The 22,996-nt window shown below is 61.4% G+C and carries 27 protein-coding genes and 1 pseudogene; all 28 read right to left on the bottom strand.

Features of this window, described 5'->3' with window-relative positions; all coding sequences use genetic code 11:
• Window positions 1-7: 7 nt before the first annotated feature.
• The gene (locus MO767_RS22740; RefSeq protein WP_282482332.1) at window positions 8-2,914 is read right to left on the bottom strand and encodes a phage tail tape measure protein; all 2,907 of its coding nucleotides are present in this window, start codon (window positions 2,912-2,914) and stop codon (window positions 8-10) included.
• A 150-nt stretch (window positions 2,915-3,064) separates the two neighbouring features.
• Window positions 3,065-3,349, bottom strand: coding sequence for a phage tail assembly protein (locus MO767_RS22735; RefSeq protein WP_282482345.1), 285 nt, complete (start codon window positions 3,347-3,349; stop codon window positions 3,065-3,067).
• A 27-nt stretch (window positions 3,350-3,376) separates the two neighbouring features.
• Window positions 3,377-3,661 (bottom strand): annotated as a pseudogene (locus tag MO767_RS22730) (phage tail assembly protein); the annotation flags it as partial.
• A 14-nt stretch (window positions 3,662-3,675) separates the two neighbouring features.
• Entirely contained in the window at window positions 3,676-4,179 is a 504-nt protein-coding gene (locus tag MO767_RS22725; RefSeq protein WP_282482331.1) for a phage major tail tube protein, read from the bottom strand.
• Between the two features lie 12 nt (window positions 4,180-4,191).
• Window positions 4,192-5,358: a phage tail sheath family protein gene (locus tag MO767_RS22720; protein WP_282482330.1), complete on the bottom strand. Its 1,167-nt coding sequence runs from the start codon at window positions 5,356-5,358 to the stop codon at window positions 4,192-4,194.
• 102 nt (window positions 5,359-5,460) lie between these two features.
• Window positions 5,461-5,925 (bottom strand): hypothetical protein, encoded by a 465-nt coding sequence (locus MO767_RS22715; RefSeq protein WP_282482329.1) that lies wholly within the window; start codon window positions 5,923-5,925, stop codon window positions 5,461-5,463.
• 24 nt (window positions 5,926-5,949) lie between these two features.
• Window positions 5,950-6,714 (bottom strand): hypothetical protein, encoded by a 765-nt coding sequence (locus MO767_RS22710; RefSeq protein WP_282482328.1) that lies wholly within the window; start codon window positions 6,712-6,714, stop codon window positions 5,950-5,952.
• A gap of 4 nt (window positions 6,715-6,718) precedes the next feature.
• Window positions 6,719-7,405 (bottom strand): phage tail protein, encoded by a 687-nt coding sequence (locus tag MO767_RS22705; RefSeq protein WP_282482327.1) that lies wholly within the window; start codon window positions 7,403-7,405, stop codon window positions 6,719-6,721.
• Window positions 7,402-8,130, bottom strand: coding sequence for a phage tail protein I (locus tag MO767_RS22700; protein ID WP_282482326.1), 729 nt, complete (start codon window positions 8,128-8,130; stop codon window positions 7,402-7,404). Before MO767_RS22700 ends, MO767_RS22705 begins: the two co-directional genes overlap by 4 nt.
• Window positions 8,127-9,113, bottom strand: coding sequence for a baseplate J/gp47 family protein (locus MO767_RS22695; protein ID WP_282482325.1), 987 nt, complete (start codon window positions 9,111-9,113; stop codon window positions 8,127-8,129). Before MO767_RS22695 ends, MO767_RS22700 begins: the two co-directional genes overlap by 4 nt.
• On the bottom strand, window positions 9,110-9,436 hold the full coding sequence (locus MO767_RS22690) for a GPW/gp25 family protein (protein ID WP_282482324.1): 327 nt from the start codon (window positions 9,434-9,436) through the stop codon (window positions 9,110-9,112). The genes MO767_RS22695 and MO767_RS22690 overlap by 4 nt, the downstream gene beginning before the upstream one ends.
• Window positions 9,437-9,441: 5 nt before the next feature.
• Window positions 9,442-9,669, bottom strand: coding sequence for a hypothetical protein (locus MO767_RS22685; RefSeq protein ID WP_282482323.1), 228 nt, complete (start codon window positions 9,667-9,669; stop codon window positions 9,442-9,444).
• Window positions 9,670-9,722: 53 nt separating this feature from the next.
• The gene (locus tag MO767_RS22680) at window positions 9,723-10,256 is read right to left on the bottom strand and encodes a phage baseplate assembly protein V (RefSeq protein ID WP_282482344.1); all 534 of its coding nucleotides are present in this window, start codon (window positions 10,254-10,256) and stop codon (window positions 9,723-9,725) included.
• A 29-nt stretch (window positions 10,257-10,285) separates the two neighbouring features.
• Window positions 10,286-10,801: a hypothetical protein gene (locus MO767_RS22675; protein ID WP_282482322.1), complete on the bottom strand. Its 516-nt coding sequence runs from the start codon at window positions 10,799-10,801 to the stop codon at window positions 10,286-10,288.
• Entirely contained in the window at window positions 10,801-11,460 is a 660-nt protein-coding gene (locus MO767_RS22670; RefSeq protein WP_282482321.1) for a hypothetical protein, read from the bottom strand. The genes MO767_RS22675 and MO767_RS22670 overlap by 1 nt, the downstream gene beginning before the upstream one ends.
• Window positions 11,457-11,777 (bottom strand): hypothetical protein, encoded by a 321-nt coding sequence (locus tag MO767_RS22665; protein ID WP_282482320.1) that lies wholly within the window; start codon window positions 11,775-11,777, stop codon window positions 11,457-11,459. Before MO767_RS22665 ends, MO767_RS22670 begins: the two co-directional genes overlap by 4 nt.
• A gap of 2 nt (window positions 11,778-11,779) precedes the next feature.
• Window positions 11,780-12,775, bottom strand: coding sequence for a major capsid protein (locus tag MO767_RS22660; protein ID WP_282482319.1), 996 nt, complete (start codon window positions 12,773-12,775; stop codon window positions 11,780-11,782).
• Between the two features lie 62 nt (window positions 12,776-12,837).
• Window positions 12,838-13,182 carry a head decoration protein gene (locus tag MO767_RS22655; protein WP_282482318.1) on the bottom strand — a complete coding sequence of 115 codons (345 nt, stop codon included), beginning with the start codon at window positions 13,180-13,182 and terminating at the stop codon, window positions 12,838-12,840.
• Entirely contained in the window at window positions 13,179-14,333 is a 1,155-nt protein-coding gene (locus MO767_RS22650; protein ID WP_282482317.1) for a head maturation protease, ClpP-related, read from the bottom strand. Before MO767_RS22650 ends, MO767_RS22655 begins: the two co-directional genes overlap by 4 nt.
• Window positions 14,330-15,811 (bottom strand): phage portal protein, encoded by a 1,482-nt coding sequence (locus tag MO767_RS22645; protein ID WP_282482316.1) that lies wholly within the window; start codon window positions 15,809-15,811, stop codon window positions 14,330-14,332. The genes MO767_RS22650 and MO767_RS22645 overlap by 4 nt, the downstream gene beginning before the upstream one ends.
• Window positions 15,811-16,017, bottom strand: coding sequence for a hypothetical protein (locus tag MO767_RS22640; RefSeq protein WP_282482315.1), 207 nt, complete (start codon window positions 16,015-16,017; stop codon window positions 15,811-15,813). Before MO767_RS22640 ends, MO767_RS22645 begins: the two co-directional genes overlap by 1 nt.
• Window position 16,018: 1 nt before the next feature.
• The gene (locus MO767_RS22635; protein WP_282482314.1) at window positions 16,019-18,034 is read right to left on the bottom strand and encodes a phage terminase large subunit family protein; all 2,016 of its coding nucleotides are present in this window, start codon (window positions 18,032-18,034) and stop codon (window positions 16,019-16,021) included.
• A gap of 4 nt (window positions 18,035-18,038) precedes the next feature.
• Window positions 18,039-18,596, bottom strand: coding sequence for a terminase small subunit (locus MO767_RS22630; RefSeq protein ID WP_282482313.1), 558 nt, complete (start codon window positions 18,594-18,596; stop codon window positions 18,039-18,041).
• A 165-nt stretch (window positions 18,597-18,761) separates the two neighbouring features.
• Complete coding sequence (locus MO767_RS22625; RefSeq protein ID WP_282482312.1) at window positions 18,762-19,106, bottom strand: phage holin family protein; 345 nt, start codon at window positions 19,104-19,106, stop codon at window positions 18,762-18,764.
• Between the two features lie 525 nt (window positions 19,107-19,631).
• Complete coding sequence (locus tag MO767_RS22620; protein WP_282482311.1) at window positions 19,632-19,997, bottom strand: hypothetical protein; 366 nt, start codon at window positions 19,995-19,997, stop codon at window positions 19,632-19,634.
• A complete protein-coding gene (locus tag MO767_RS22615; protein WP_282482310.1) occupies window positions 19,990-22,206 on the bottom strand; it encodes a VapE domain-containing protein in 2,217 nt (738 codons plus the stop codon). The genes MO767_RS22620 and MO767_RS22615 overlap by 8 nt, the downstream gene beginning before the upstream one ends.
• Complete coding sequence (locus MO767_RS22610) at window positions 22,196-22,423, bottom strand: TraR/DksA family transcriptional regulator (RefSeq protein ID WP_282482309.1); 228 nt, start codon at window positions 22,421-22,423, stop codon at window positions 22,196-22,198. Before MO767_RS22610 ends, MO767_RS22615 begins: the two co-directional genes overlap by 11 nt.
• The gene (locus tag MO767_RS22605; protein WP_282482308.1) at window positions 22,416-22,934 is read right to left on the bottom strand and encodes a phage regulatory CII family protein; all 519 of its coding nucleotides are present in this window, start codon (window positions 22,932-22,934) and stop codon (window positions 22,416-22,418) included. The genes MO767_RS22610 and MO767_RS22605 overlap by 8 nt, the downstream gene beginning before the upstream one ends.
• Between the last annotated feature and the right edge of the window lie 62 nt (window positions 22,935-22,996).

Genomic DNA, 22,996 nt, shown 5'->3' with positions numbered 1-22,996 from the left:
GGCCTCCTTACACGTGGGGTTCGTCGTACAGCTTGGTAGCGTTCTGTTTCGCTGCGTCCGCCATCATCCGCTGCATGTGCGGCATCAAGTCCTGAGCCAAGCGTTGCGGGTCTTTGACATCCCCTTGCACCGTGACCGGCATGCTCAGCGAGTACTGAAACTGCTGATCCACTTTGGTCGGTGCCGGCTTCTCCGGCTCCTTGGGCTGAATGGCCACGGCCGCCGGCTTAGTCGGCGCCTGTACGGCCATGGCGCGAGCGACGTCGCCCAGCACTGGCCCTTGCGGGGCCGGCGCCTGAGCCATCAGCAACGCGCCGGAACCGTTCGCCTTATTGCCCGGATCGGTCGCCCCATTGAGCGGCTGAGTCAGGGTGGCCAAGCTAGGAACCGCCGGACCAGGGCGAGGCGCCATCAGCAGCGGCGCCGGCCTGGCTTCCGGTTTTGCCTCGGGCTTTTCATCTTCGCCACCAAACACCGACTTGCCCACGGCGCCGCCCAACATCTGGCCGCCCTGACTGCCGAGGTAGGCACCAATCAAGCCCCCAATGGCGGTCCCGATAATCGGCACCACCGAGCCAATGGCCGCGCCGGCCGCCGCGCCCGCCATGGTGCCCGCCAGATTGCCGGCAGCCGCGCCATAACCCTCGGCCTGTTCGCCCTGGGTCTTGGCATTCTCATAGGTTTCGAAGGCCATGGCGCCGGCATCCATCAGCGCGCCGCCGGGAATCATCTTGGCGGCTTTGCCGATCTTGCCGACCGCCTGCACCACCCCGCCCAGTCGGGCCAGCGAACCGGCCGGAACCGGTACCGGTGGAATCGACGGACGCGGCACTGGCACCGGCGGCCGCGTCCCCGGAATAGGCGAGCGCGAAGAACTACCCGGCCGAGGCAACGGCCGCCGGCGCGAAGCATTGCGCCTTGACCCGCGTCCACGCCGGCGCGTTTCCCCAGGGCCTTCAGCGCCGCCGCCCAGGGCGCCCGCGTTGACCACGAAAACCTTCTTGACCCCGTCGTCAGCAGATCCCGACTCACCGCCCTCGCCGTCGCCTGAGGCGACGTCTTTCGCCATCGAAACCACTTTTAGGCCGGTCGCGATCACATCGAATTTGCCGGGCTTTTTGTCGTCCTTGTCGCCCGTTTCATCATCGGCGCCCTCGGCCCCCTTGCCCGTGAAAGCCGCCACCGCCTTGAGCCCGGTTTCCACCAGAGACAGCGCTTTGCCGGTCTTGCCCTTGGCCCCCGCGCCTTCGCCATCACCGCCGTCCTCGGCGTTGGTGACAAAGACCTTTTGCACCGCACCGGCCTTGCCGCCACCCAGCGATCCGCGCGCCAGGTTGAACAGCCCTTTACCCATCTTGAACGAACTGAACAGGCCCGTGAGCGTGACCAATCCACCACCGACCAACGCCATCCCCGTCACCACCCCGGGCGCGCTGTCAGACATTGAGGTAATGCTTTTGGTGACCTTGGTCAGCGCCTCGGCCACCGTGTCCGTGACCGGGCGCAAGGCATCCCCCACGCTACGCATGGCGTCATCCATCGACTGAGCCATTTCGGCCCACTTCTGCGACGACGCCTCACGCCGCTCGCTGAGGTTTTTGTCGAGGATGCCTGTTGCATCGCGCGAATCGTTTTTAAGCTGGCTGTACAGCGCCTTGTTCTGCATGAACGCCGACAGCGCGGCCTTGACCTGCATGTCAGCGAACAGGTCGCCAGTGCGCAGCGACTCTTCCAGAGAGGCCATCATGGCCTTGGCTTTCTCCGGGTCGGCTTGCTGGCTGATTTCGGAGGTCGCTTTGGCCATCGCCGCCGCGCGCTTCGGATCGGTGGCTTGAATGTACTTCTGCGCCAACGCCATGCTGGTTTCCAGCGTGGACATACCGTTTTGCAAACCGGTCTGCATCGAACCCTTGTAGTCGATACCGGCCTTTTCATACGCCTTGACGGTGTCGCCGGAGCCGATTTTGCCCATCCAGTTCTTGAGGTTGTTGGCCGCCTCATCGGCGCCGCCAGCCGACTTCATCTGCACTTGCAGCATGGCGCCCAACTGCGTCACCGCATCCATGCCGGTGATGCCCAGGCTGCCCATGTTGGCCAACAGCTCAGGGAACCATTTAGCCATGTCGGCCGCTTCAAAGCTGCCCGCCTGCCCTTGATAGGCAATCGCTTCCAGCGCCTGCTGCATCTGTTTCGGGTCGGTGATCTTGGCGTTTTGCCCCAGGGCGTTGATCATCTTCGCCGTGTCGACACCGTTGGACCCCTGCCCCACAACAAACTTGGCCGCGACCGGCGCATATTCCAGCGCCTTGCTCAACTCCATACCGGCGCCAACCAGCTGGTTGACCACGTCGGCCACGTCGTTGCGCGCCATGCCGGTGTCACGCGAGGTATCAATGATCTTGCGCGACATCTCCTGTTCTTGCGGCTTGTTGGCAATGCCGGCCTTGATCGCGATGTCCCGCACAATGGCGCCGAAGTCCGCGCTGACTTTCGTCGGCACCGCCATAGAGCCCACACCGACGACAGCGGCGCCGACCGCTTTTTTCACGCCGGACTTTCCGGCATCCAGCTGTTGATGCCCCTTCGCCTTCAGCTCGGATTTATTGGCCGCCTGCCCCATGGCCCGATAGGACTTCTCCAGACGCCCGACTTCGACGCCCTGCTTTTTCAAGCTATCGAGGTTGAAGTTCAGCCGACTCAACAACTTGGAGGCACCGGCGGCGCCGCTGTCGTGGGCCTTTTTCCATTCATCGCGCAGGCGAATGGTGTCTCCAATCGTGCGCTGCAGCACACGCGCCTTGTTGCCTTCTGCCTCGAGGCGCTTGATACGCCCCGTCACGTCTTTGAACGCAGCACCGACCGTAGAACTGACGGCGCCGCCGATGACCAGCCCGAGGGCGATCTTGTTCGCCATGTTATGGCCCCCATTTGCACAGCCTTACCGAAGGCGGCTCAATCCGTGAGCCACCACACCATCTCAGCAAACGGCATCGACAGAATCTCTGCGGCGGAAAATCCGGTTTCCGCCGCCAGACGTTTCGCGGCCATCTTTATGACGCCAGGGTCAAACCCCGTTGTCTTGGTCCATACGAAAATAGCCGGCCTGCAGGCGGTTAAAATCCACCAGCTTCAGGCCCTCCAGATCCGCGACAGGCGCACCGGCCAACTCGGCAAACAACACCAGCTCGCGCTGCTCGTCATCGCCGCCCGCCTCACGATTCGCCGAACGCACGTCGCGCACGGTCGGGGAACGCAAGGCCAACTTATCGACCGTGACGCCGTTGATTTCGCTCGGGCACGACAGCGTGACCAGCACGTTATCGGTGTTGACCGACAACCACGACGGCATCGACGTCGAGTAATCGGTATCGGGTGCCAGGCGCGAATAGGCCGCCTGTACACGGCGATAGTCCACCAGCTTGAGGCCTTCCAGATCCTTGAGGCCGACCTCGGCCAAGCCTGCGAACAACATCAGCTCGCGCTGCTCGTCATCGCCATTAGAGGCACGGTCGGCCGCCCGCACTTCGCGCACAGCCGGGGCTCGCAAGGTCAACGTCTCGACCTTGACCCCGTTGGCATCGCTGGGACGCGAGAGGGTCACGACGGCGCTCTCAGCGGTGACCGCCAGCCACGCTGGCAGTTCTTTATCAGTAGCTTTCATCTGGATCTATTCCCTTACATGCCGAGCGCGGTGCGCACTTCGGCGAGCTGGTCTTTGCCGTCGATCACCTGAATACCGGCGACCATGTCTATTTCGTACATCAGGCGTCCGTCGATTTCGAGCTTGTAGTAACTGACCGCAATGGCGTGCTTGATCTCGGCCGGGTCGCCGGCTTTCCAGTCGCCCAGGTCGACCTCTTTGAGCCGGCCGCGCAGGGTGGCGACCACCGCCGTCACTGCGCCCTTTTGCCCCTTGAAGGCACCACGGAAAGTCGCATTGAAGGCCGTACCATCGGCCAGACCGAAGTACTTCAGCGACTCACGGCGCACGCCCTTGGTGACAAAGGACGCCTCCATTTTTTCCAGCCCCTGATCCATTTCGATGGCACCGGCCATGCCGCCACCGCGATACTCGTCGGTCTTGGTGGTCAGCTTGGGCAGGGTCAGGTTCGGCACGTCGCCGGAAAAGCTCACGCCGTCAACAAACAGGTTCGTGTTAAACAAAGTTTGAGGAATCATTGACTAGGCCCCTTAGGCTGCTTCAAGAATTTCGGTCATCCACTGATCGGTGACCTCGAAAAGGAAATTCGGGTTTTCAGCCGGCGGTACGTCGGTGAAGCGAATGCGCCAATAGACTTTGCCCTGGGCGATTTGGCTGGCCGTGTTCAACTCGGTGTCCGGGTACACCTCGAAGTTGATGATTGCGCCCTGAGCTTTCAGGTCGCGCATGAAAGCTTCCAGGCCGTCGGTCACGTCCTTGACGTAGGTCTTGGTGATCGAGCGGTCAACGGCCCATTTGTGGCCGGCCTGCACGGCATCCATGAGGATGAACAGCGTGCGAACGCGGGTGACGAACGCCCATTTCGGATCGCTCGACAGCGTGCGGTTGCCCCACAGGCGATAGCCGTCGTCGCGGATGATCGTCGAGATATTGGCGTTGTTCAGCAGGTTCGCCCGGCACGTCTCGTCGCCGTCCAAGTACTCGACGGACCGGGTCGTGCCGGTGATGCCCACGAACTCCTTGTTCGACGGCGACGCCCAGAAGCCGTACTCCGCATCGGTCCAGGCAAACAAGCCCGCCGCCCAGGCCGAGCCCGGGGCATCGACCGTCTGGCTCAGGCCGGTGTCCCAGTACTGCACGCCTGGGTCAACCATGAACAGGTTGCGACTGCCGAAGTTGTCGGCGTAGGCCATGGCGGCCTCATCCGTGGTGCCAGGCCCATCGATAATGCCGATCGCGCGCAGCTTCTGCGCCAAGCCATCGAGCGCCGTGGCCACCGCCTGAGTGGCCGTATGCCCCGGCGCGATCAACAGTCGCGGCTGGGCGTTAAACAGGCTTTTGCCATCGAGCAAGGCCTGTAGGCCAGTGCGCTTACCGGAAGCCAGAACCCCGCCAATGATCGCCGAGGTTTGCAGCGCCGCGTCTTCCAGCTTCGGCACACCGATGGCGACGATCACTGCCTTGGCCTTGGTGTAGATCGCCTGACAGGCCTTGGTGATCGCCGAATCGGGACCGAAGGCGGCAATGGCTTCGCGCTCGGTGGTGATCAACTTCAGCTCGCCGGCCAGTGCCGTACCGCCGCCGAGGATGCCCGGGGTGAAGGTGTCGCACAGGCCGATAATGGAAGACGACGGCAAGGAAATGGTGCGCGCCCCGGTTTTGATATCGGTGGTTGTGACGCCGTGAAAAAAACTCATAAGGCCAATCTCCAAAAAGCAAACAACCGCGTCCGGCGCGGTTGTCTGCACAAACAAAAACGCCCCGACAATGCGGGGCGCTCAAGGCGGTTGAATCAGGGGTTAGGCAGCGTTGCCGACCCCGGCGATGCTTTCGCGGATCTCTGCGATAGCAGCGTCAGTCAGCGCCTCAGCAGCGTCGTGACTGGTGGCCTTGAGCACCCTTTGCTTGCCCTTCAGGCGGGCCGCGCGGATCGCATACAGCGCCGACTGCCAGGCATCAGCCTCGGCAATGATGCTGTCGGTCGCGGCTTGCGGCTCCAGCTCGGCCGCATCGGCCCAGGCCTGCACCGAGGGCGGCATGGCGCCGGCATAACCGGCAGCGGCAAAGGCCTTGGCCTCGGCAGCGGCGCGCTCATACTCCAGGGCGCGCAGCGAGTCGCCCAGCACCGCACGACGAGCCACGTCGGCCGCCTGGTCAATTTGCTGCGCTGCAACAATCAGCGCAGCCGCCAACGGCAAGGCCAAAAAGGAAAAGCCCACATAGCTTTGGCCGCCATGTACGACGTTGATGTTTTGCAATTGCATAAAGTGCGCTCCGTATCAGCGGGGTTAAATGGTGACCAGATTGGTGGTGATTTGCGTCAGCGTGTTGGTGGCAGTGCCACCCGGCGAGCCCACGGTGCTGACATATTTACCCGCCATATCGCTCGGGAATGTCACCTGAAAGCAGCCAAGCGCCAGAGAAGAAACCGACAGACCAACCAGCGCGCCGTAAAAGTCCGCCGCCTTGGTCACCACTACCGTCTGCAACATAACCCCCACCGCCGGCGGCAAGGAGGAGGACGAGTTGGTCTTGATAAAGCTGTTGATGCGGGTCAGGGTCGGAACCGGCAACACACCCGCCACCGATGGCAACACAATGTCGATGTTACGAAACTCGACATTGTTGGCCTGGCTGTAACAGATAAAGCCCGCGAGCTGTGTAGCCCCATCCGTGCCTTGGTAATACTGCGGTCGGAATTTTGGCGTGATGCCCGACGACACCGCATAGATACCGTAAATCAACAGATAGGCGCACATGACCGGGATGTTCGCGGCCATCGGGTAGTCATTCATCAAGAAAACCGTGCACTGACCGCTCGACGGCGTCGAAGACATCGCCTTGCCGATGGTCTTAAATGGTGCGGCGACAGTGGTGCCGGCATTGGTGTCAAGGCCGTTGACCGGGTCCACCCACCAGGCGCGGGACGTTTCAGGGGCGGCGGCAATCGCCGCGTTAACCGCCGCCGTGATTTCGTTTTTCTTGCCGTTGAACGTGGCAATAAGGTCGGATGCAGCCTTGGTTAGATCAGCAATTACAGATTCGAGGCTCATAGGGTCAAGCTCCTAAGGTTGTTTTGGCGAAAAGGTTTTGCAGGGTGATTAACCCCGTGGCATTGGCCGCGATGGCCGTCAACAGGCTGTCGCGGTCAGTGTCCTGGCGCTGCTCGGCGGCCCGCATGCGGTCCATCAGGTTGAGGATCTGTTGGCCTTCCAACTGGTGCAGCTTGTCCTGGCTGTCGAGCGCGTCTTGCTGTTTAACGCTGCGCAGCATTCCGGCAATCTGCGCCGTAGCCAGCGCGGCCAGCTCGGCCGACAGCGTCAGGTTCAAGCCCGCGCCGGTCGAGGTGATGGTGACGCTATTGGCTGGCAACGCCGTCAGCGACAAGTCGTAGGCCAGTAGCAACTCGGCGTTGGCCGACTTGTAGGTCAGCGCCTCGGTGGGGTGCGACCAGACCGCCAACAGCGTGCCGTCCGACAGCAGAAAGCCCACCTCACGCGCCCAATAGGCCTTGGCATCGTCGGCCACCGCCGTGACGTGAATCAGGGTGTCACTCAGGCGCTGACCATCGGAAATGGCGTATTTCGCCACCTGGGCGCGCAAAGCGGTCTGCGTGTTGACCGGGCTATAGCCCGTGGTGCCCACCACGATATGGGTGATTTCGGCCGCCACACCGGTGTTGTCGGCGCGCCAGATGGCGGCCAACCCGGCCTTGGTGATCAGGGGTTGTAACGGGGTACTCATACGAGAACGGCCTCCATAGTGGCGCGAACAACGATACGGGTGCGGTGCGCGTTAGCGACCGCAAAACCCTGCTCTGCATGGATGGGAACGCCTAACAGCTCGGCGCTTAGATGAATCACACAGCGGACGCTGGACGCGTTGGCCAACCCCAGGGCTGACTCGGCGGTATCCATCGGCACGCCTTGGGCTTCCAGCGTCCGGCGGTCCAGTTGCCGGGTCTGGCTGGCATTGGCCAACCGCAACCCCCCGTCAAACCGTGCGCCGACCTTGAGCGTGTAGTGGCTGCGTTCGTTCTTCGTGGCATCGACCAGAGCGCGCAGTCGTTCGAACAGTTGCGGGGACAGAATCGACCCTTCGCCGCCCCGGTTGTCGTTGGCCCAGGCGATCAACTGGAAGGTGTAAGGCACCGCGCCGGGGATTTGCGTCCACTCCTTGAACTCGGCTTTCACCCCGACCGCCTTCAGCACGCGGCGCACCGCACCGACCGTGCCCTTGCGCTTGTGCACCGGAATCGACTCACGAATCAGCGCGCGCTGCTGCTCTTCGGTATCGGCGGCCTCCCAGCCTTCGACCGACATGGCCCAGGCCAACCACGGCAAGAAATCCACCGGACAGCGCGCCGAGTCGGCCACGCCACGGATAACTTCCGGGTCGATTCCCAAGTCACAAGCCGTGGCCAGCGCTCGTTCCAGCGGCGTGCTGTTCAGCGGTAACAGCCGGCTCATGAGACGACCGCTCCAGTGACCTTGATCGAGGTGCAGTTCGGGTAATGCCGCTTATCGCAAATCACATCCGCCGTGGGCTGCGTCAGCAACACCCGGCGCACGCCCGAAACGTGCAAGGCGGCATAGATCGCCGACAGCGACATTTCGCCCTCTAATTCCCGCGCCGCCTTCACCGCCGTCGCCAGGGCGGCATTGGCCGCCGCCAGCACCACCACCGAAGACGGACCGTCTAACAGCTCCAGAGCGGCGACGATGCTGAAGTTCGTCGGCTGCCCAAGCTGGCTGCGCGGCCGGTCCGTGATTGGGCGCACATCTTCGGCCGAGAGCGCCGTTTGCACCGTGGCCACCAGGGCCGCCGGCTCGACGGTGCTTTCAAATGTCGGCAGCACCGCCAACGACACATCGCCCGGCAATGGATTGCTGAGGCCGGCCGCGTAATCACACACCAGGACAATCGCCCCGAGAGGCAACTGATCGCGCAGCGCCTGACTGATCTCCGCCGCCTTGAACGTCGGGGAGTCCACCGAGATATTGGCCACGTTGGCCGACGCGCTCAGGCCGTGAAACTCATACGCCCCGCGACTGCCCGCTACCGAGAGGCCTTCCAATGAAAGCTGAGTGCGGTACAACAGCGCATCGTCTTTTTCCATCAGCTTCGGAATCGGCGGGAATGCATCAGGGTCCGCTTCGGTGATCGTTAAGCGCTCGACACCGTAGTCAGCTGCGCGATTGTCCAGATCCGTGCCCCGCGCATAGGCCAACAAACTGGACTTCGCCGCATCGTTGATGCGCGCCCGGCTCATCAGTTTCTGATAGGCCGCGACTTCCAGCAGCTTTACAACCGGGTCGGACTCCAGCAACGCCGTCCAGTTATCGCCCATCTGAAACCGGAAATCGGCCAGCACTTCCTGATAGATGTCTTCAAAATCCAGCGGCTCCAGCACATCCGGCGCCGGCAGCGCCGACAGGTTGACGACGCTCATACACTCACCTCCAGCAAGACACCTTCACCGAGGTATTCGCCGCTAATTTGAATATTGATTGCCCCATTCAGAACGGACAGCACGCGCACGCGCTCCAGCCGTAAGCGCGGCTCCCAGCGCCCCAACGCCCTCGCTACCTCGGCCTGCACCGCACTTTTCCAACCTTCGTTAACCGGCATGTCCACAAAGCGGCGGATCGTGCTGCCGTACTCCGGCCGGTATCGGCGACTTCCCAGCGGCGTGCCCAAGATGTCCGCAATGGACTGCCGCAGATGCTCGACGCCGGAAATGAGCAGGCCTGTATGGCGGTCCATTCCAATCATCTAAATCACTCCCTCAGCGGTTGGAACTCTGGGTTGGCCCGCAGAAAGCTGACGGCTTGGGTATCGGAGGACAGGACCTGTACAACGCCCTTGGCCACCGACAACGTTCGGCCATTTTCGGGAATGATCAGGGTGCGCGAGGTGTACACCTGGTCGCTGAAAGTCAGTTGCCGATCCGGCACGGGTTCAGCGACCGCCGGCACCTCGGCGGTAGGATTTTCGAGTTTGGCCATGTTTTCTCCAGGCATGAAAAAGCCCGCACTGGGCGGGCTGTCGAGGATTGAAATTAATGCGTGTGATGGTTGCTGTTGCCGCCGGCATCAATGATTGCGCCGGCACTGGTGATGCCCTTCGTGACGTGTAACGCACCGTCGATAGTGACTGCCGCTTTCAGGTTGATGTTGCCGGTGGTCACGTTGACGGCGCTGTCCGTTACGACCACCTCCGTGCTGGCAACTTTGATGGTCACCGTGCCGCTCGGCAGAGTGATGCTGTAGCTCTTCGCCTGCCAGTCGTAGATCAGCGAGCCGCCATCATCAAAGCGCCAGACTTCGACGTGGTCGCGGTTATCTGGTGGTGCGCCGGCATTACCGTACAAGCCCGGGATGAAGGTGCCTTGCGACACGTCACCGCTGGCACTGACCAACGTCCCCTGCTCGCCCATCGACGGCGCCCGCCAGTGCCTGGCCTTGCCAGCGGCGATGCTGTGCCAGCGCACCCAGGCGCTGGTCCACTCTCCATCCGAGACGCGACACGCCGGCGGGGAGGCGGCCAAGTCCAGACCGACCACATAACAAGCCTTGACCACTCCCGCGATCATGCGGTCATGCTGGGCGCTCGCGTAGCCGCTCACAATTCCGCCACCTGGACAAAGTCCTCTTTGGGGTCGTCGTTGAAGCCAACCCACAGCGAGCCCGGCGGCTGATCAGGCCAAGGCCACTCCTCAACACCGAGGTAAACCTGCTGAGTCCATTCCACCAGCCAGACGGTGTAGCCATCCAATGCCGGCTGGGTCCAATCCTGCAGGGCCTGAACGAACTCCGCCGGCTCGACCTCCAGCCCCCAGGTCTGTGCCCGCAGTATCACGGCGAGCTGGGTGGCCAACTGCACGGCCTGCTGCTGATGAAGAAGCTGGATCGGGTCAACGATGATGCGCGCCTCGAACTTGCACACCAGTGTCGTTTCGCCCGTGCCGATGTCGGTGCCCGGTTCAATCTCGGCCAGTTCCAGAAACACCGCCGGCAACGCAATGCGGTCTTGGATGTTCGGCCAGGCACTCACGGTCTGAACCCCCGGCAGATGAGTCGCCAGGTGCTGCTCGACCGCCAAGTAAAGCTGGTCCAGGCTAAAAGGTTGATCAGCCATTAAGCGATCCTCTTGAGGTACTTCTGCAGCTCAAAGTTGAGCTCCTGTTTCAGGATCTCCAGCAAGCGTTCATCGGCCTTTTGTACCCAGCTTTCAAAGTGCGGACGGGCTTGCTCCAGAGACACTTTGGCCTTGGCCAACGGAAAGCGACTGCCGTTTTCCGCGACCCACCCCGAACTCGGCCCGTGACCGGGTGACACCGTGCTATCGGGGTAATCGTCCGCGTTGAAATGCTTGCTCGCGGTGCGAATCCAGATGTCCGGCTTGTTGCCGTATACCTTCTTCAGGAACGCGCCCTGGTAACGCCGCCCCGCCACCGATACGCCGCTGCCGGTCTGCCGTGCGCGACCGATCCGGCTGGACTCGATGGCATTCAAACCAAACCAGAGCTTGCCGCTCGCTGCCCCGCCGGACACCGGGTAACTGCGCAAGCGTTGACGCACCGCCGCGACGGCGATGCGCTCCTGTCGACTGACAGCCCGGGCGATGTGCGTGCGCAACCACCCCAACGTTTTGTTGATCGCACGTCGGTGCGCAGTGGCTGCAGCCTTGGGCACCAACTTGGCAAAGTCCTGAAACGCCTGAAGGTCTGCGGCCGAAGACTGGATGGAGATCATCCCGCCGCCGGCCGAGGGTTTGAAATGGCTACCGACGCTCATGGGCGTAACCTCAGGATCAAGGCGACCAGACCGTCGCCGCTCGGCTCCAGCTGCAGCAGATCGTAATCGCCGCCGCCATCCAAGGCAGGCAAATCGATGCTGACCAACAGCCCACGAACAAGGCCCTGCGAATCGCTGACACGGATCTCGAACCGAGGCTCACGTAAGCCGGTGTTCAGCTTGCCGAGTTTCGGCTGCAACCAGGGCGCGGCAAACATGCCGAACACCGGCTCTTCGCGACCCTCGATCCGTGCGGTATCGCCCAGCGTTTCGAACACCACCGCGTCGACCTCGGCGACCAGGTCACGAAAGCCCACGGTCAGAGTTCCAGCAGGATCTGGGCGCGAGGTCGAGTGCACAAATGCAGCGGGTTGGACTGAGCTTCGCCAGCCATGCCTTTATTGAAAGGCAGCGGCTCGATCATGCTGTAGTACGGAAGGCCCTGTGTGTTGACCGTCTCCATGTAGTCGGCCGGCGCGAACACCGAGATGTACAGATCCGGCACACCTTCAGGGACCAGCAGCGCCTTATCGTCGTGGACGAAAGACACACCGGCCACTTTGCCACGGTAGCGCTCCCAGATGATTCCACCGAACTCGAAGCTCTCCCGGGCGTCACCCCGCAGAGCCGCCGCCTGTTGGCTGTTGAGGTAGGTCTCCTTGACCGATTTGTGAACGATCAGCTTGTTCCAGAAGTTCTTGCCGCAGAAGGTGCGGGAACTGGTGCTGGTCACGCTGCCAAGCGCGTCTTCTTGCATATCCAACGCTTCGCCGCATTTGACCCGCAGCTCCGTGCTCGGGTCGGCCAAGCCCATGGACAGTTCCTGTCGTTCCACACCGAAGCGGTCATACAGGTTCAGCAGCACCGTAGAACCATCGGCATCCAGGATCAGGCCGTTGAGTGCGCCCATGCGCTGGAACTCGTGGGTTGCATCCAATTGACGGCGCGCTTTGGCCAGACGGGTATTGACCACGTCTTGCACCGCCTGCAGCTCGGTGCGGGTACCGAAGGCACGAATGCCCTGAATCTCATCCGCCTTGATGGTGAAGCGTTCAGGCAGGTGCACGGTGTTGAACGGGATTAGGTTGCGCTTGCTGGCTGCGACCACCAGACCAGAACCGCCCCGCTCACCAGCCGGCACCAGCGCCAGGGTGTCGCCGTCCTTTTCGATCTGAACGGTCAGGGTGGTGATGCCTTCCTCGCGAAACAGGCCCAGGTTGCTGATGCGGCCCGGCAGGTAAGGTTGATCGTTGAGTGCAGCGGTCAACGCGGTAACGGTAAACGCTTCGTCGTCAAAAATGGCGATGTCGGCCATGGGTACTCTCCAGAAATTGAAAAGCCCGCTCAAGGCGGGCTGGGGAAACGTGACTGAGGGTCTTAACGAACGATCAGGAAATGGGTGGCCAGATCCTTTTCGGCCTCTGGGTCCAGCCCGGTCAGATGCACTTCGCTGACTTCCGCCAGCCGCACCACCGCGCGACCACGGCGCACAATGTCCGACTCGCCCAGCGGCCCGTAGAGAATCGCCACGGCAGCCTGAGTCCCGTCTTCGGCGTTCGGGTCATACGGCGCGAATTCCCGCGAAGCCGTGACCAGGCCGAGTACCTGGCCCGAGTTCAGCGCGGGGCCAGCGGCGACGTTGATCGTTTCCCGCGAAATGTTCCCGGCGCCTTCGGACAGGAGAAACTCGCCCGTGTGGATCGGCTCTTTTTTGATGGTCATGCTCTTGCTCCTTTCGCGCCGCGCGCAGTGCCAGATTGAGCCGCTTGTCGCGAGGCCCAGATCGAGGTGGGATCAGGTTGTTTGGCCAGCACCGTAGGCACTGGGTCGTCGTCCAGCGGCAGACTGTTGTCGATTTCAAAGCCCTTGCCGCTGGTGACAATCTTGTCGAACAGACGAGCCCGGACCGCCGCAGCATCCAGCCCCGCCGCAACGTACTCGGCGCTGAACTCCGGCAAGCGGGCAGCCACGCAGAGGTCATTCACCGCCTTGGCCCGAGTCAGGCCGGCCAGGACGATCTCTTCGCTTTCGAGCTGGGTCGAGCTAAGCAGCGGCTCGACCAGGTTACTGATGCCCGCCGCCGTACAGCGCTGGGTGATCATCAGTGCCAACTTGGCCGAGTCGACCACCACTGGCACCAACGGCGGATCGATAGGCTCCAGCTCCGGATCCTCTTCGGGTGGTTCGTCGAGCTGAGCCAGCAAGTCAGCGGGCGCGTGCTGGTAACGCTGCAACACTGCGCCTTGGCCGAGGCAGGCCTTGACCGTGATGCCGTCGCCGACTTCGTCAGCCAAACCCAGGGCCACGGCTTCATTCGCCGTCAGCCAGGTTTCGGCGCTGACCATACGCCGCAGCTCGGCGTCATCGATGTCGGGCGCCTTGGCCTTGTAGGCCGCAATGATCGCCTCCAGGGTCTGATCCAGCACATCAGCAACTCGGCGGAAGTCCTCTGCATCCCCACCAGCATAGGTGTAGGGGTTGTGGATCATCAGCATGGCGTTGGCCGCAATCACCACTCGATGCGCACCGCACACCGCCACGCTGGCGGCACTGGCAGCCAAGGCATCAATCCGGCCGGTGCAACGCTCGCCCAGACGCGACAGCGCGTTATGCATCGCCAGCCCGTCAAACAAATCCCCGCCGATGCTGTTGAATGCCGCGATCACCGGGGAGACGCCGTCGTCCATGGCGCGCAGGTCTTGAACAAATTGATTGGCGGTAATGCCCCAGGTACCGATCTCGCCGTAGACAAAGACTTCGATTACCCGCTCGACGGCCTCACCGCTGGCCTGCAACGCATACCAGGTCTTGTCCTGAACCTGCACCCGCTTGCCTGCCCGGTTGTAAACGCGCGGTCGCGCTTTTTTGCTCATGGTTGCTCCTTGTCGTCGGTTGTATCGACGGCATCCAGGGTGTTGTAGTTGAGGCCCAACGCCGTGGCCCGCGCCAGATCGGCGGCGTTTTCCAAGTCGACCGTTTCGGCGTCGTAGCCGGTGCGCAGGACCATCTCGCTGCGTGAGGCAAAACCGGCCTGCACTTCCATCCGACGAGCCTGAACGTCCTGCACCGGCTGGATGTAGGCCCAACCTTGCGGCACCCAACGGGTACGCAGGTAGTCACGGCGCTTTTGCGCGTAATCGCCCAGCACCAGGACACCGGACAACACGGCCATGTCCATCCAGGCGGCCCGCACTGGGCGGCAAAGCTGGTGGACGTAAACGCCGAATTGCAGTTGTTCCAGACGGCGCCGAAACTCGTTGAGCACCACCCGCAGCGCTCGGTCGTTGATCCCGCGCATGTCGCCGGTGAGGATCTCGTAAGGCGTGCCGGAACCGGCTGCTGCAGCCATCAGTTGTTGCCGCATGAAGTCCGGATAGTTGTTGCCCGCGTCCGGTGGTTTGGAGAATTCCACCTCTTCACCTGGCCCCAGCTCCTGCATGGTGCCCGGCTCCAGCGCGACCATCGGCGTGAAACCATCGCGATCCAGGCTCAGCGGCGCCCCGGTCACCGGATCTCTGGGAACCGGTCCCGACTCCGGTGTCGGCCGCTTGATAAAGCCGGCAAACAGGTTGGCCACCTCCTGGCGAAACAACACCGCGTCATCGTAGTTGTCGAGACTGCGCAGACGCTTGAGCACCGGTGACAATCGCGGCACCCCGCGCAGTTGACCGGGTTCTACGGGCTCGAAGATGTGTAGTACCTGGGCGGCCGGCACGCGGACCAACTGGTTGTAGCCGGCGTTCAGCGAGGCCGCATCGCGTGGATGCGACAGGTACATCCAGTACGCCACCCGCTTGCCCCCCGGGTTGAACTCGATCCCGGCGCGGATGGTGTTACCGCTTTTGGTGCTCTCGTACTTGTCGTGCGGGACAAACTCCGGGGCCAGAATCTGTAACTGCAGCGGAACCGCCAAACCCTCGTCCAGGCTGCGCGGTCGCAGCCGTACAAAACACTCGCCCGAGGTTTCAACCGTGCGCGCCACCAGAGCCTGCTGGCCGTAGAAGTCAGTGCGATCATCCGCATCCGATTCATCGACCCAATCCCCCCACAGCTCCTGCAGCAACTTGCGTAACGCGTCATCGTCGGTCGTCGGCCGAGGGGTGATGCCCGTGCCGATCAGGTTGCTGACGCGCTTGTCGATCACATTGAAGGCATACGGATCATTACGAACCGCTGCCCGCGAACGCGAGCGCAGGTTGCGCAATGCCGGGGTGTTGATGCTGTTGATTCCATTGTCGGGAGCATCCCAGCCAGTGGAACGGCGCCCTTCGCCGGCGCCTTCGTAACTGGCCTTGATGTTCGATGGCAGCACGAATCCATTACGGGTCAGCGTCGGATAGTGACGGGCCATTAGACTCCTTTGCCTCCGTGGTACAGCCTGACCACGCGCGAGCGCGGGCCAGCTGAGTTGACCAGCGAAGTGCGGATCTGATCGCGCGCCTTGAGCAGTTCATCGATGGTGCGGTATTCCACGGTGCGGTCGGTGTAGCGCACGACTTTTTCACCACGTGCGATGGCCGCCTCAACCGCGTCGAGGTGCTTTTGGGTAAAGGACATATCAGCGTCTCTTCAGATAACCGCTGGTGGAGCTGCGGCGTTGAGGTGGCGGTGCTGCCGGTCGCAATGGCACGACCGGAGCAGTAGGTTGTGGAGCCGATTGCAGTGCAGCAACCGGTGTTGCTGGGCCGGTGACACGTTCGCCTTGAACAGGCTTGATGCCCAATGCGTCGTCGAACAGACCAGACTGCGCCAGGGACTGACGCACTCGCTCCCAGTCGTGTTCCTTGTAACGGTTGAGACCCAGGTAGTGCGCCATGGCCAGGCAATACACCATCAAGTCGAGTGCTTCGTTACGCTCGGCCTTACCCTTGACCCACTCAATGCGCTTGTGTCCGCGTATGTAGCGCGCAACCTTGCGCTCCGCGACGCACTGGTCGAAGAAATCGTCCGGCAGGTCATTGGCAAAGTGCAGTGCACCCGGTCCAGATTCGAACGGGTAGCGGTTGTAGATCCAGTCCTTGGCCGTGTCGGTACCGACGAACCACAGCTCGGCGCCGTTGCGTTCGGTCTGACCTTTCCATGTCACGTCGACCATCGACGGGCGTTGAGCAATGACCGGCTTGCCGGGCTTGCTCGCCCCCTTGATGGCGAACACGTTCCGCCAGCGGCGTACGCGGCAGAACTGATAGACCTCATCGGTGTGGTGACCGCCGGAGTCGACGGCCACCGCGAGAATGCCGAGGCCGACACCGCACGGATGGCGATATTTGGCCTTGAGCAATTCGTCCAAGGCCGCCCAGGTGCGCTCATCTGCGGGATCACCCGAGACCACCTGGTAGTCGACGACCCAGCGCTCCATGCCGGCGCCCCACCCCATCGCCATGAACTCCAAGCGGTTCGCCTGGACGTCGACGGAGCCGGTAATCATCAGCACCGCCGCCGGCAGTGAGCCGAGGGTGAAGCCTTCCAGCCGCGCCCGTTTTCTCAGCACATCGGCTTTGGTTTGCTCTTGGGCTGCGTCCCAGACCTTCGCCAGGCGGGTGTTGTAGAACACCTGCATGGGCTCTAGATCGCCTTTAGCCTGGGCCTTTTTGGCCTTCTCGAATTGCTTGGCCAGCGACTTCCAGTCCATCCAACCAAGCGGCGAATACAACGCGTTGAGGTGGAAGCCAACGGTCTCGCCGTCGCCTTCGGCATGGGCACGCCACTCGCCGTTGGCGAGCATTTCGCCCTTGTGGTACTCCTCGATCAGCACGTCACACTCAGGCCCAGCGCACTGGTAGTGCACCACGCTGTAGTCCTTCGAGTAGTGAAGGCGTTCCCATTCCAGGGTCTGCATGTGCCCACAGGTCGGGCATGGTACGTAGTAATAACGCTGGTCGCTGCCCTCGAACAGGTCGGAGATCCGCGAGGCGCCCTTGATGGTCGGTGAGCTGGAGAAGTAGAACTTGGCGTTGCGGCCGAAGGTACTGCCTCGGGTTTCCGCCAGCTCGATAGGGTCGCCCTCCTCACCGATGTCCACTTCCCAGCGGTCGATTTCATCACCGTAAACGTAGCGTGCCGACAGCTCCGAAAGGTTGGCCGCAGAACCGGCGGTGGTGACGTACAGAGAACCACCCTCGAACTCCTTGGTGTCCATGGTGTTGCGTGAGTCTCGTGAACGGCTAGACGCCACCCGTTCACGCAGAACCGGGGTCGCCTTAATGGTTTTGCCGATCCGAGATGACACCCGTTTGGCCAGGCCGAGGCTCGGTAGCAGGGTCAGGATGTTCGACGGCGCCATGTGAATCAGACCGCCGATCCAGTTCAAGGCGATCTGGGTTTTCATCAACTGCGACGCGACCATGGTGATCACGCGTTTGCAGGGGTGAGCCGGCGACAGGCAGCGCATCGGCTCGCGGGCATAGGGCGTGCGGGACGTGCGGTACTGGCCCGGCTCAGCGGCACCGGTGTCACGCGGGATACGCATGTACTCGTCAGCCCACTCATCGACCCAGACATCTGGGTCAGGATGCAGCCCACGAAAATACGCCTCCCGGTACACCTCAGCACCGTCAGGGATTTCCGTGGGCATGGGTTTAACTCGTGGTCAGGGCGTGTTCAAGATCCGCTGAGGACAAGCGTTCTGCATCCTCAAGCGAGCGACGGATAGCCGCCGTCAGGTGCTTTTCGATTTGCCAGGGGTCGGTCATGACGGCCAGTTCCGGTGCCAGTTGCGGGGGCATGCCCAGCAGTTGGTCCCGCAACAGGCGACCTGCGTTGAAGGCGCCGGTTTCCACCGCGATACGCTCGACCAAGGTGCCCTGCTGTTTGTGAAAGTTGGCTTGCTCTTGCAGAGCCAGGTAGTGCTCGCGCAGAGCCCGAGACTTTTGAAAGTCCACCGCCTGCCCTACTTGCGGCACCGCAGGTTCTTCGACGGCGATTTCAGCCTCCCTTTGAAGGCGAAGCCGTTCGTGGCGGTTCGCGACGGCGGCTTTGCTGGGGTCGGCGGACTCAGCCAGTAACGCTTCGGTGGCTTCCAACTCGACCTTGCCATCGTCAGTCAGTACCAACCGATCCTGATTGGCCAACTTGGAAACATACGATTTAGCCCAGCCTCGCCGTGCCGCAAACTCCGTTTTGCTGATTACAGTCATGATGGAATGTCCTGTTCACCTAATGAATACAGGGGGGTTCACCTGTTCGCCCCAGTTCACTAAGCTGGTGAACTGTCCGCTAACACTTTCCCGCGGGTTTCCGACCCCGTACCCTCCGAATACCCCCAGGGTCCCCGGCAGTTTTCGGCGCCCCAAACCGGTGCATCACCCCTGCTCCCCGCCTGCGGGTGGCACTTCGCAGACGCCCAGCCGCTTGGCGGCCCAGCGTTCGTACAACCCGATGGCAACATCGGCACCGGCCATTGCGGTGAGGCAGCCCAAGCTGCCCGCCGTCCAGATCGTCATGCCCGCGCCTATCATCAACATCATCGCCGACACGCCGCAGACAATGCAGGCACCGGACCGAAGCGCCAATCGCCGCAACAATGCCCAGCCCCGCGCCCCGTCCTTGTCGGCTCGCCACATCTCGCCGGATACACCGCCGACCAGAGCCAGGACGATCACTAACCAAATTGGCATCTCTGCCAGCGCTTGCTGTTCGTTCGTCATCGCCCTACCCCATAAACGCAAAAACCCGGCGCAATGGCCGGGTTTGGTGTGTAGTGCCTGCCGCTCTCTGCGGTCGCACGTATCGAAGATGGGTACTTTTTACAGGTGGATTATCATGGCAGCAAGCTAGTTTTAATGCCATGGAGCAATATGGGTACAACGTGGGTGTGACGCAGGTGCAACGTGGGTGCAATGCATTCAATCGGCTATCGCTTCTGCTGCCTCGTCCTACCTGTCCTACTATCCATCGTCGAAGTAGGACAGCTACAAGCGCCTAGAATCGGGGCTCTGCCCTACTGTCCTACTTTATTTATTCTTTTCTTGTGTATAGAGATAAAGCTAAAAGCACGCGTGCGCGCCATGGCGCGACTACGTACCCGCTACGCTTACGTGTGCATGTGGCGGGCAAAGGTTGGACAGTAGGACAGCCCAGCAACAGCGCGGCCTCCACCTGTCCAACTGCATTAAATGGCAGTTGGACAGGGGCGGACAGTAGGACAGCGGCGCTGGGAGTAATACCTGGGGTCACGCAGCCTTCCCCATCAACAAACCGCCGATGCTCACATGCGCGTCGTGCAGGCGACGGTAATAAGTTGGCGCGCTGCACCCGCAGTGCAACATCTTCTGCGAGAGAAAGCTTTCGTGATTGCAGTAGTGCTCCATCACCACTAGGGCGAGTTCAGGCGCCAGGTGCTTATTGACGATCAGCTCGATATCGACCGATTCATCCAGCAGCACCCGACTGCCTCGAGTTCCACGTATCAGCTCACCTTTGCACTCCATCAACATGGCAATCATGTTACCGCCACCAGATCCGGCGCAGTCGGGGTTCATCGGAGAATGCAGATCCTGAGCCCAGAGCTTGAGCATCTCATCAATTCGCTTAATCAAAGCAAGGCTCCTCGAACTGCTCCTGTACAAGGGGCGCAGCCCTTCCCCAACCATCGGGTTTCTTGTATGCCCAAGGCCGCACACCGCTTTTGGGCAGTGCCGGTTGCCGGACCTTGCGCCACTCCAGCCGGTGCATGATGGCTCCGACCCGCATCTGCTCAGGCTTGCCCCAATGGCCGAAGTCCAACTTCAACGCACCAGAGAGGATCTCGCTGCCCGTGGCGGTCTCGCCGATCTGCGACTCCTCCAACCAAGTCAGGATTGGACCTTCCCACTCATCGACTACAAAGCGCTCTTCTTGAGCTTGGGCAAATAGCGGCGCCTCCTCGCGGATGACCCACCAAATATCACCAGCCTCATAGCAGAACATCGCCTCAGCCCAGAGCTGGTCGCGGATCTCTCGAAGTTGCTCCAGATCCACCTTGGTACACGCCACCGGCCAATAGCGACGGTTGCCGGTGGCATCCTTTAGGTATTCGTCCTGGTTCGTGGTACCGGCGAACACACACTGGCGTGGCACGTCCATCGATCTGCGGCCATAGCTTTCGCGGTAGGTGTCGGTCGAGGCCGAGAAAAACTGTTTGGCCTTGGTCGACTCGGCCTTGTTGAAGCTATCCAGCTCCCCCAGCTCAATAATCCACTTGCCGCGAATGGCCTGAAACGCCTCCTTGTCACCCAGGGTGAAAGGCGTATCCATAAACCATTCGCCGCCCAGAATACCCAGTGCCGTGGATTTACCGGCGCCTTGCGCGCCTTCCAGGATCATCACTGAGTCCGCTTTGCAGCCAGGCTGCATCACCCGCCCTACCGCCGACACCATCCAGCGTTTACCAACCTTGCGGCTGTAGTCGGTTAGTTCTACACCCAGTATGTCTGTCAACCAGGTATCGAGGCGCGACACACGATCCCACTCCAGCGCCTCCAGATACTTACACACTGGATGAAAGGAGTTGTCATGGGCTACGACGCTGACAGCCTCGATCACATGAGACGTCTTGACCCGCAGGTTGTATTGCTGCGCAAGCCACTTCATCACCCGCATGTCATCAATGTCAGCCCACTCACCCAGGCTCCCGCCGTATGGAGGGACACGCAGCTTTACGATCTTGGAGCTGAAGGAGCTGAAGCCAATCACACCGGCCCAACGCTCGTCGTTGCCCAAGATCAGCTCTACGTTTTGCATGTGTGCGATCAACATGCCGTTTTCGGTGCGGGCGAACATATCCTTCCAGCCACCCGCTGCTGGTGGCTTGACCACGGCCAGCACTTGGCGACGGACAGCGTCCAACCCCTCAGCGCAATGCAGGTCATTGAAGTCGGTCCACTTGTCCTCTCGTTCGACAGTGAACACCGGCGCAACCACCTGGCCACCGACCACCGTAGCCGCGTTGGCGGCCTTCTCTTCACCTGGGTTCCAGGCGTCACCATTCGGGCGCTTGGTCATCCAGTCATCGTCCCGACAGATGATGATTGGGCGCCCTGGGAACTCGTCACGCATAGCCTTAGAAACAGCCATTAGGTTGCCGGCATCGAAAGCCACAGCGACCGCCATGGACGTCGCCATGTGCAAGCTAGCGCCGGTGGCGTACCCCTCACACACCAGCACTGGCTCACCGGGTTCAGGGTGTCCACCGATCAGGTGAAAGGCGCCTTCCTTCGACATACCGTAGGGCCAGTAGGACTTGTCCCGACCAGTATCCTGTTGCTTCTCTGGGAAGATCACCTGCAAGCCGACAATCTGTCGGCGAGCATTAATCATAGGTACCAAAACCGCGCCCGAGCGCGGCGCATAGCGAACACCAAAGCCGACGATCTGCTTTCGATCCAGGTAAGCGCTACGCCCCTTATCGGGCATACGGCTGAACATCCCTTCTGCGCGCTTGGCCGCTCGACGAGATGCATTGGCAGCGACTTCAGCCGCTCGACGCTTGGCGTCTTCCTGTCGAGCGCGCATAACCTCACGCTCTTCAGGACTCATCCTGCCGGCCTTGACCTTGATCTTCTGCGTCTCACCGGAACGCCAATCACCGAAGCTACCGAATATCAGCGTTTCGTTCTTCTCGGTCCGATGCTCGTGGACGACATACCAACCGTTTTTTTCCTTGCCCTTGTCTTGAACGGTTTTGCACCGAGTCAGTTTGCCGAATACCAAAGGCTGATCCGGTTCCAGGCCGTAATCGGAGAACTGATTGATGACCTCATCGAGCATAACGGGCTCTCCTTGCTTCAGTGATGGACTGGCAATTCACACACTGGGTGCACCCCAGTTCGGCGAGTCGACGAGCTTCTGGGATTGCTTCGTCACAGGCTTCGCAAAACAGAAATGAATGCGCCGCCAAGGCTGGTTTGACGGCGCTACGCACAGCAAGAGCCTGATCCAGATGCTCCTGCACCAAGCCATTCGCAAAATCGGCGATATCAACCATGGTCTGTGCTCCGCGTTGTCTGGTTGACGTACACGGCGCGGTTGAACATACCCAGCAGCCCTTGAATACCGCGAAACACCTGCAGGCGGATCTCGGCCAATTCGCGATCATTCACCACCCCATCGCCAATGCTCTTGGCCCAGGTATCCGCCAAATCAGCGACCTGCCGAAAATACTCAGCAATGCCGGTGGTCAACGTTTCAGGCATGTCGTTGGTGTATGCCTCAGCAAGTTCCTGCCAAGTCGTATCCCCAACCAGCGCATGCACCGCATCGAGAATGCGGCGATCCTTGGTCAGCTCGAGGATTTCGCCAAACTCCTGAATGTTCACGGAGTGGCTGGGGTGCGTGGGTGACAACTTGTGCTGCAGCGTGGTGGGGTTGCGGCCTGTGGTGGCGGCGATTGCAGCGGCGCCACCGGGATAATCCCGAGCAGCGTGGTAGAGCGCCAAATCGAGCGGCAGGATTTCCCGCTTTGCTCGATCAACGCAACTCAGAGCGATTCGGCTCATGGCATTAATCCTTATAAGTTGCCAGTGCCGCGCGACATGCAGTGGTGATACATTTGCCGCGT

The organism is Pseudomonas sp. UYIF39 (genome assembly GCF_029963765.1).
In the GTDB taxonomy this organism is placed as follows: Bacteria; Pseudomonadota; Gammaproteobacteria; order Pseudomonadales; family Pseudomonadaceae; genus Aquipseudomonas.
The sequence above is the reverse complement of the archived record's forward strand: the minus strand, read 5'-3'. Positions and strand labels throughout refer to the sequence as shown.

Coding starts and splice junctions, on each gene's coding strand:
- MO767_RS22740 (WP_282482332.1), bottom strand. CDS start 2,914: ATGGCGAACAAGATCGCCCTCGGGCTGGTCATCGGCGGCGCCGTCAGT.
- MO767_RS22735 (WP_282482345.1), bottom strand. CDS start 3,349: ATGCCGTCGTGGTTGTCGGTCAACACCGATAACGTGCTGGTCACGCTG.
- MO767_RS22725 (WP_282482331.1), bottom strand. CDS start 4,179: ATGATTCCTCAAACTTTGTTTAACACGAACCTGTTTGTTGACGGCGTG.
- MO767_RS22720 (WP_282482330.1), bottom strand. CDS start 5,358: ATGAGTTTTTTTCACGGCGTCACAACCACCGATATCAAAACCGGGGCG.
- MO767_RS22715 (WP_282482329.1), bottom strand. CDS start 5,925: ATGCAATTGCAAAACATCAACGTCGTACATGGCGGCCAAAGCTATGTG.
- MO767_RS22710 (WP_282482328.1), bottom strand. CDS start 6,714: ATGAGCCTCGAATCTGTAATTGCTGATCTAACCAAGGCTGCATCCGAC.
- MO767_RS22705 (WP_282482327.1), bottom strand. CDS start 7,405: ATGAGTACCCCGTTACAACCCCTGATCACCAAGGCCGGGTTGGCCGCC.
- MO767_RS22700 (WP_282482326.1), bottom strand. CDS start 8,130: ATGAGCCGGCTGTTACCGCTGAACAGCACGCCGCTGGAACGAGCGCTG.
- MO767_RS22695 (WP_282482325.1), bottom strand. CDS start 9,113: ATGAGCGTCGTCAACCTGTCGGCGCTGCCGGCGCCGGATGTGCTGGAG.
- MO767_RS22690 (WP_282482324.1), bottom strand. CDS start 9,436: ATGATTGGAATGGACCGCCATACAGGCCTGCTCATTTCCGGCGTCGAG.
- MO767_RS22685 (WP_282482323.1), bottom strand. CDS start 9,669: ATGGCCAAACTCGAAAATCCTACCGCCGAGGTGCCGGCGGTCGCTGAA.
- MO767_RS22680 (WP_282482344.1), bottom strand. CDS start 10,256: ATGATCGCGGGAGTGGTCAAGGCTTGTTATGTGGTCGGTCTGGACTTG.
- MO767_RS22675 (WP_282482322.1), bottom strand. CDS start 10,801: ATGGCTGATCAACCTTTTAGCCTGGACCAGCTTTACTTGGCGGTCGAG.
- MO767_RS22670 (WP_282482321.1), bottom strand. CDS start 11,460: ATGAGCGTCGGTAGCCATTTCAAACCCTCGGCCGGCGGCGGGATGATC.
- MO767_RS22660 (WP_282482319.1), bottom strand. CDS start 12,775: ATGGCCGACATCGCCATTTTTGACGACGAAGCGTTTACCGTTACCGCG.
- MO767_RS22655 (WP_282482318.1), bottom strand. CDS start 13,182: ATGACCATCAAAAAAGAGCCGATCCACACGGGCGAGTTTCTCCTGTCC.
- MO767_RS22650 (WP_282482317.1), bottom strand. CDS start 14,333: ATGAGCAAAAAAGCGCGACCGCGCGTTTACAACCGGGCAGGCAAGCGG.
- MO767_RS22645 (WP_282482316.1), bottom strand. CDS start 15,811: ATGGCCCGTCACTATCCGACGCTGACCCGTAATGGATTCGTGCTGCCA.
- MO767_RS22640 (WP_282482315.1), bottom strand. CDS start 16,017: ATGTCCTTTACCCAAAAGCACCTCGACGCGGTTGAGGCGGCCATCGCA.
- MO767_RS22635 (WP_282482314.1), bottom strand. CDS start 18,034: ATGCCCACGGAAATCCCTGACGGTGCTGAGGTGTACCGGGAGGCGTAT.
- MO767_RS22630 (WP_282482313.1), bottom strand. CDS start 18,596: ATGACTGTAATCAGCAAAACGGAGTTTGCGGCACGGCGAGGCTGGGCT.
- MO767_RS22625 (WP_282482312.1), bottom strand. CDS start 19,106: ATGACGAACGAACAGCAAGCGCTGGCAGAGATGCCAATTTGGTTAGTG.
- MO767_RS22615 (WP_282482310.1), bottom strand. CDS start 22,206: ATGCTCGATGAGGTCATCAATCAGTTCTCCGATTACGGCCTGGAACCG.
- MO767_RS22610 (WP_282482309.1), bottom strand. CDS start 22,423: ATGGTTGATATCGCCGATTTTGCGAATGGCTTGGTGCAGGAGCATCTG.
- MO767_RS22605 (WP_282482308.1), bottom strand. CDS start 22,934: ATGAGCCGAATCGCTCTGAGTTGCGTTGATCGAGCAAAGCGGGAAATC.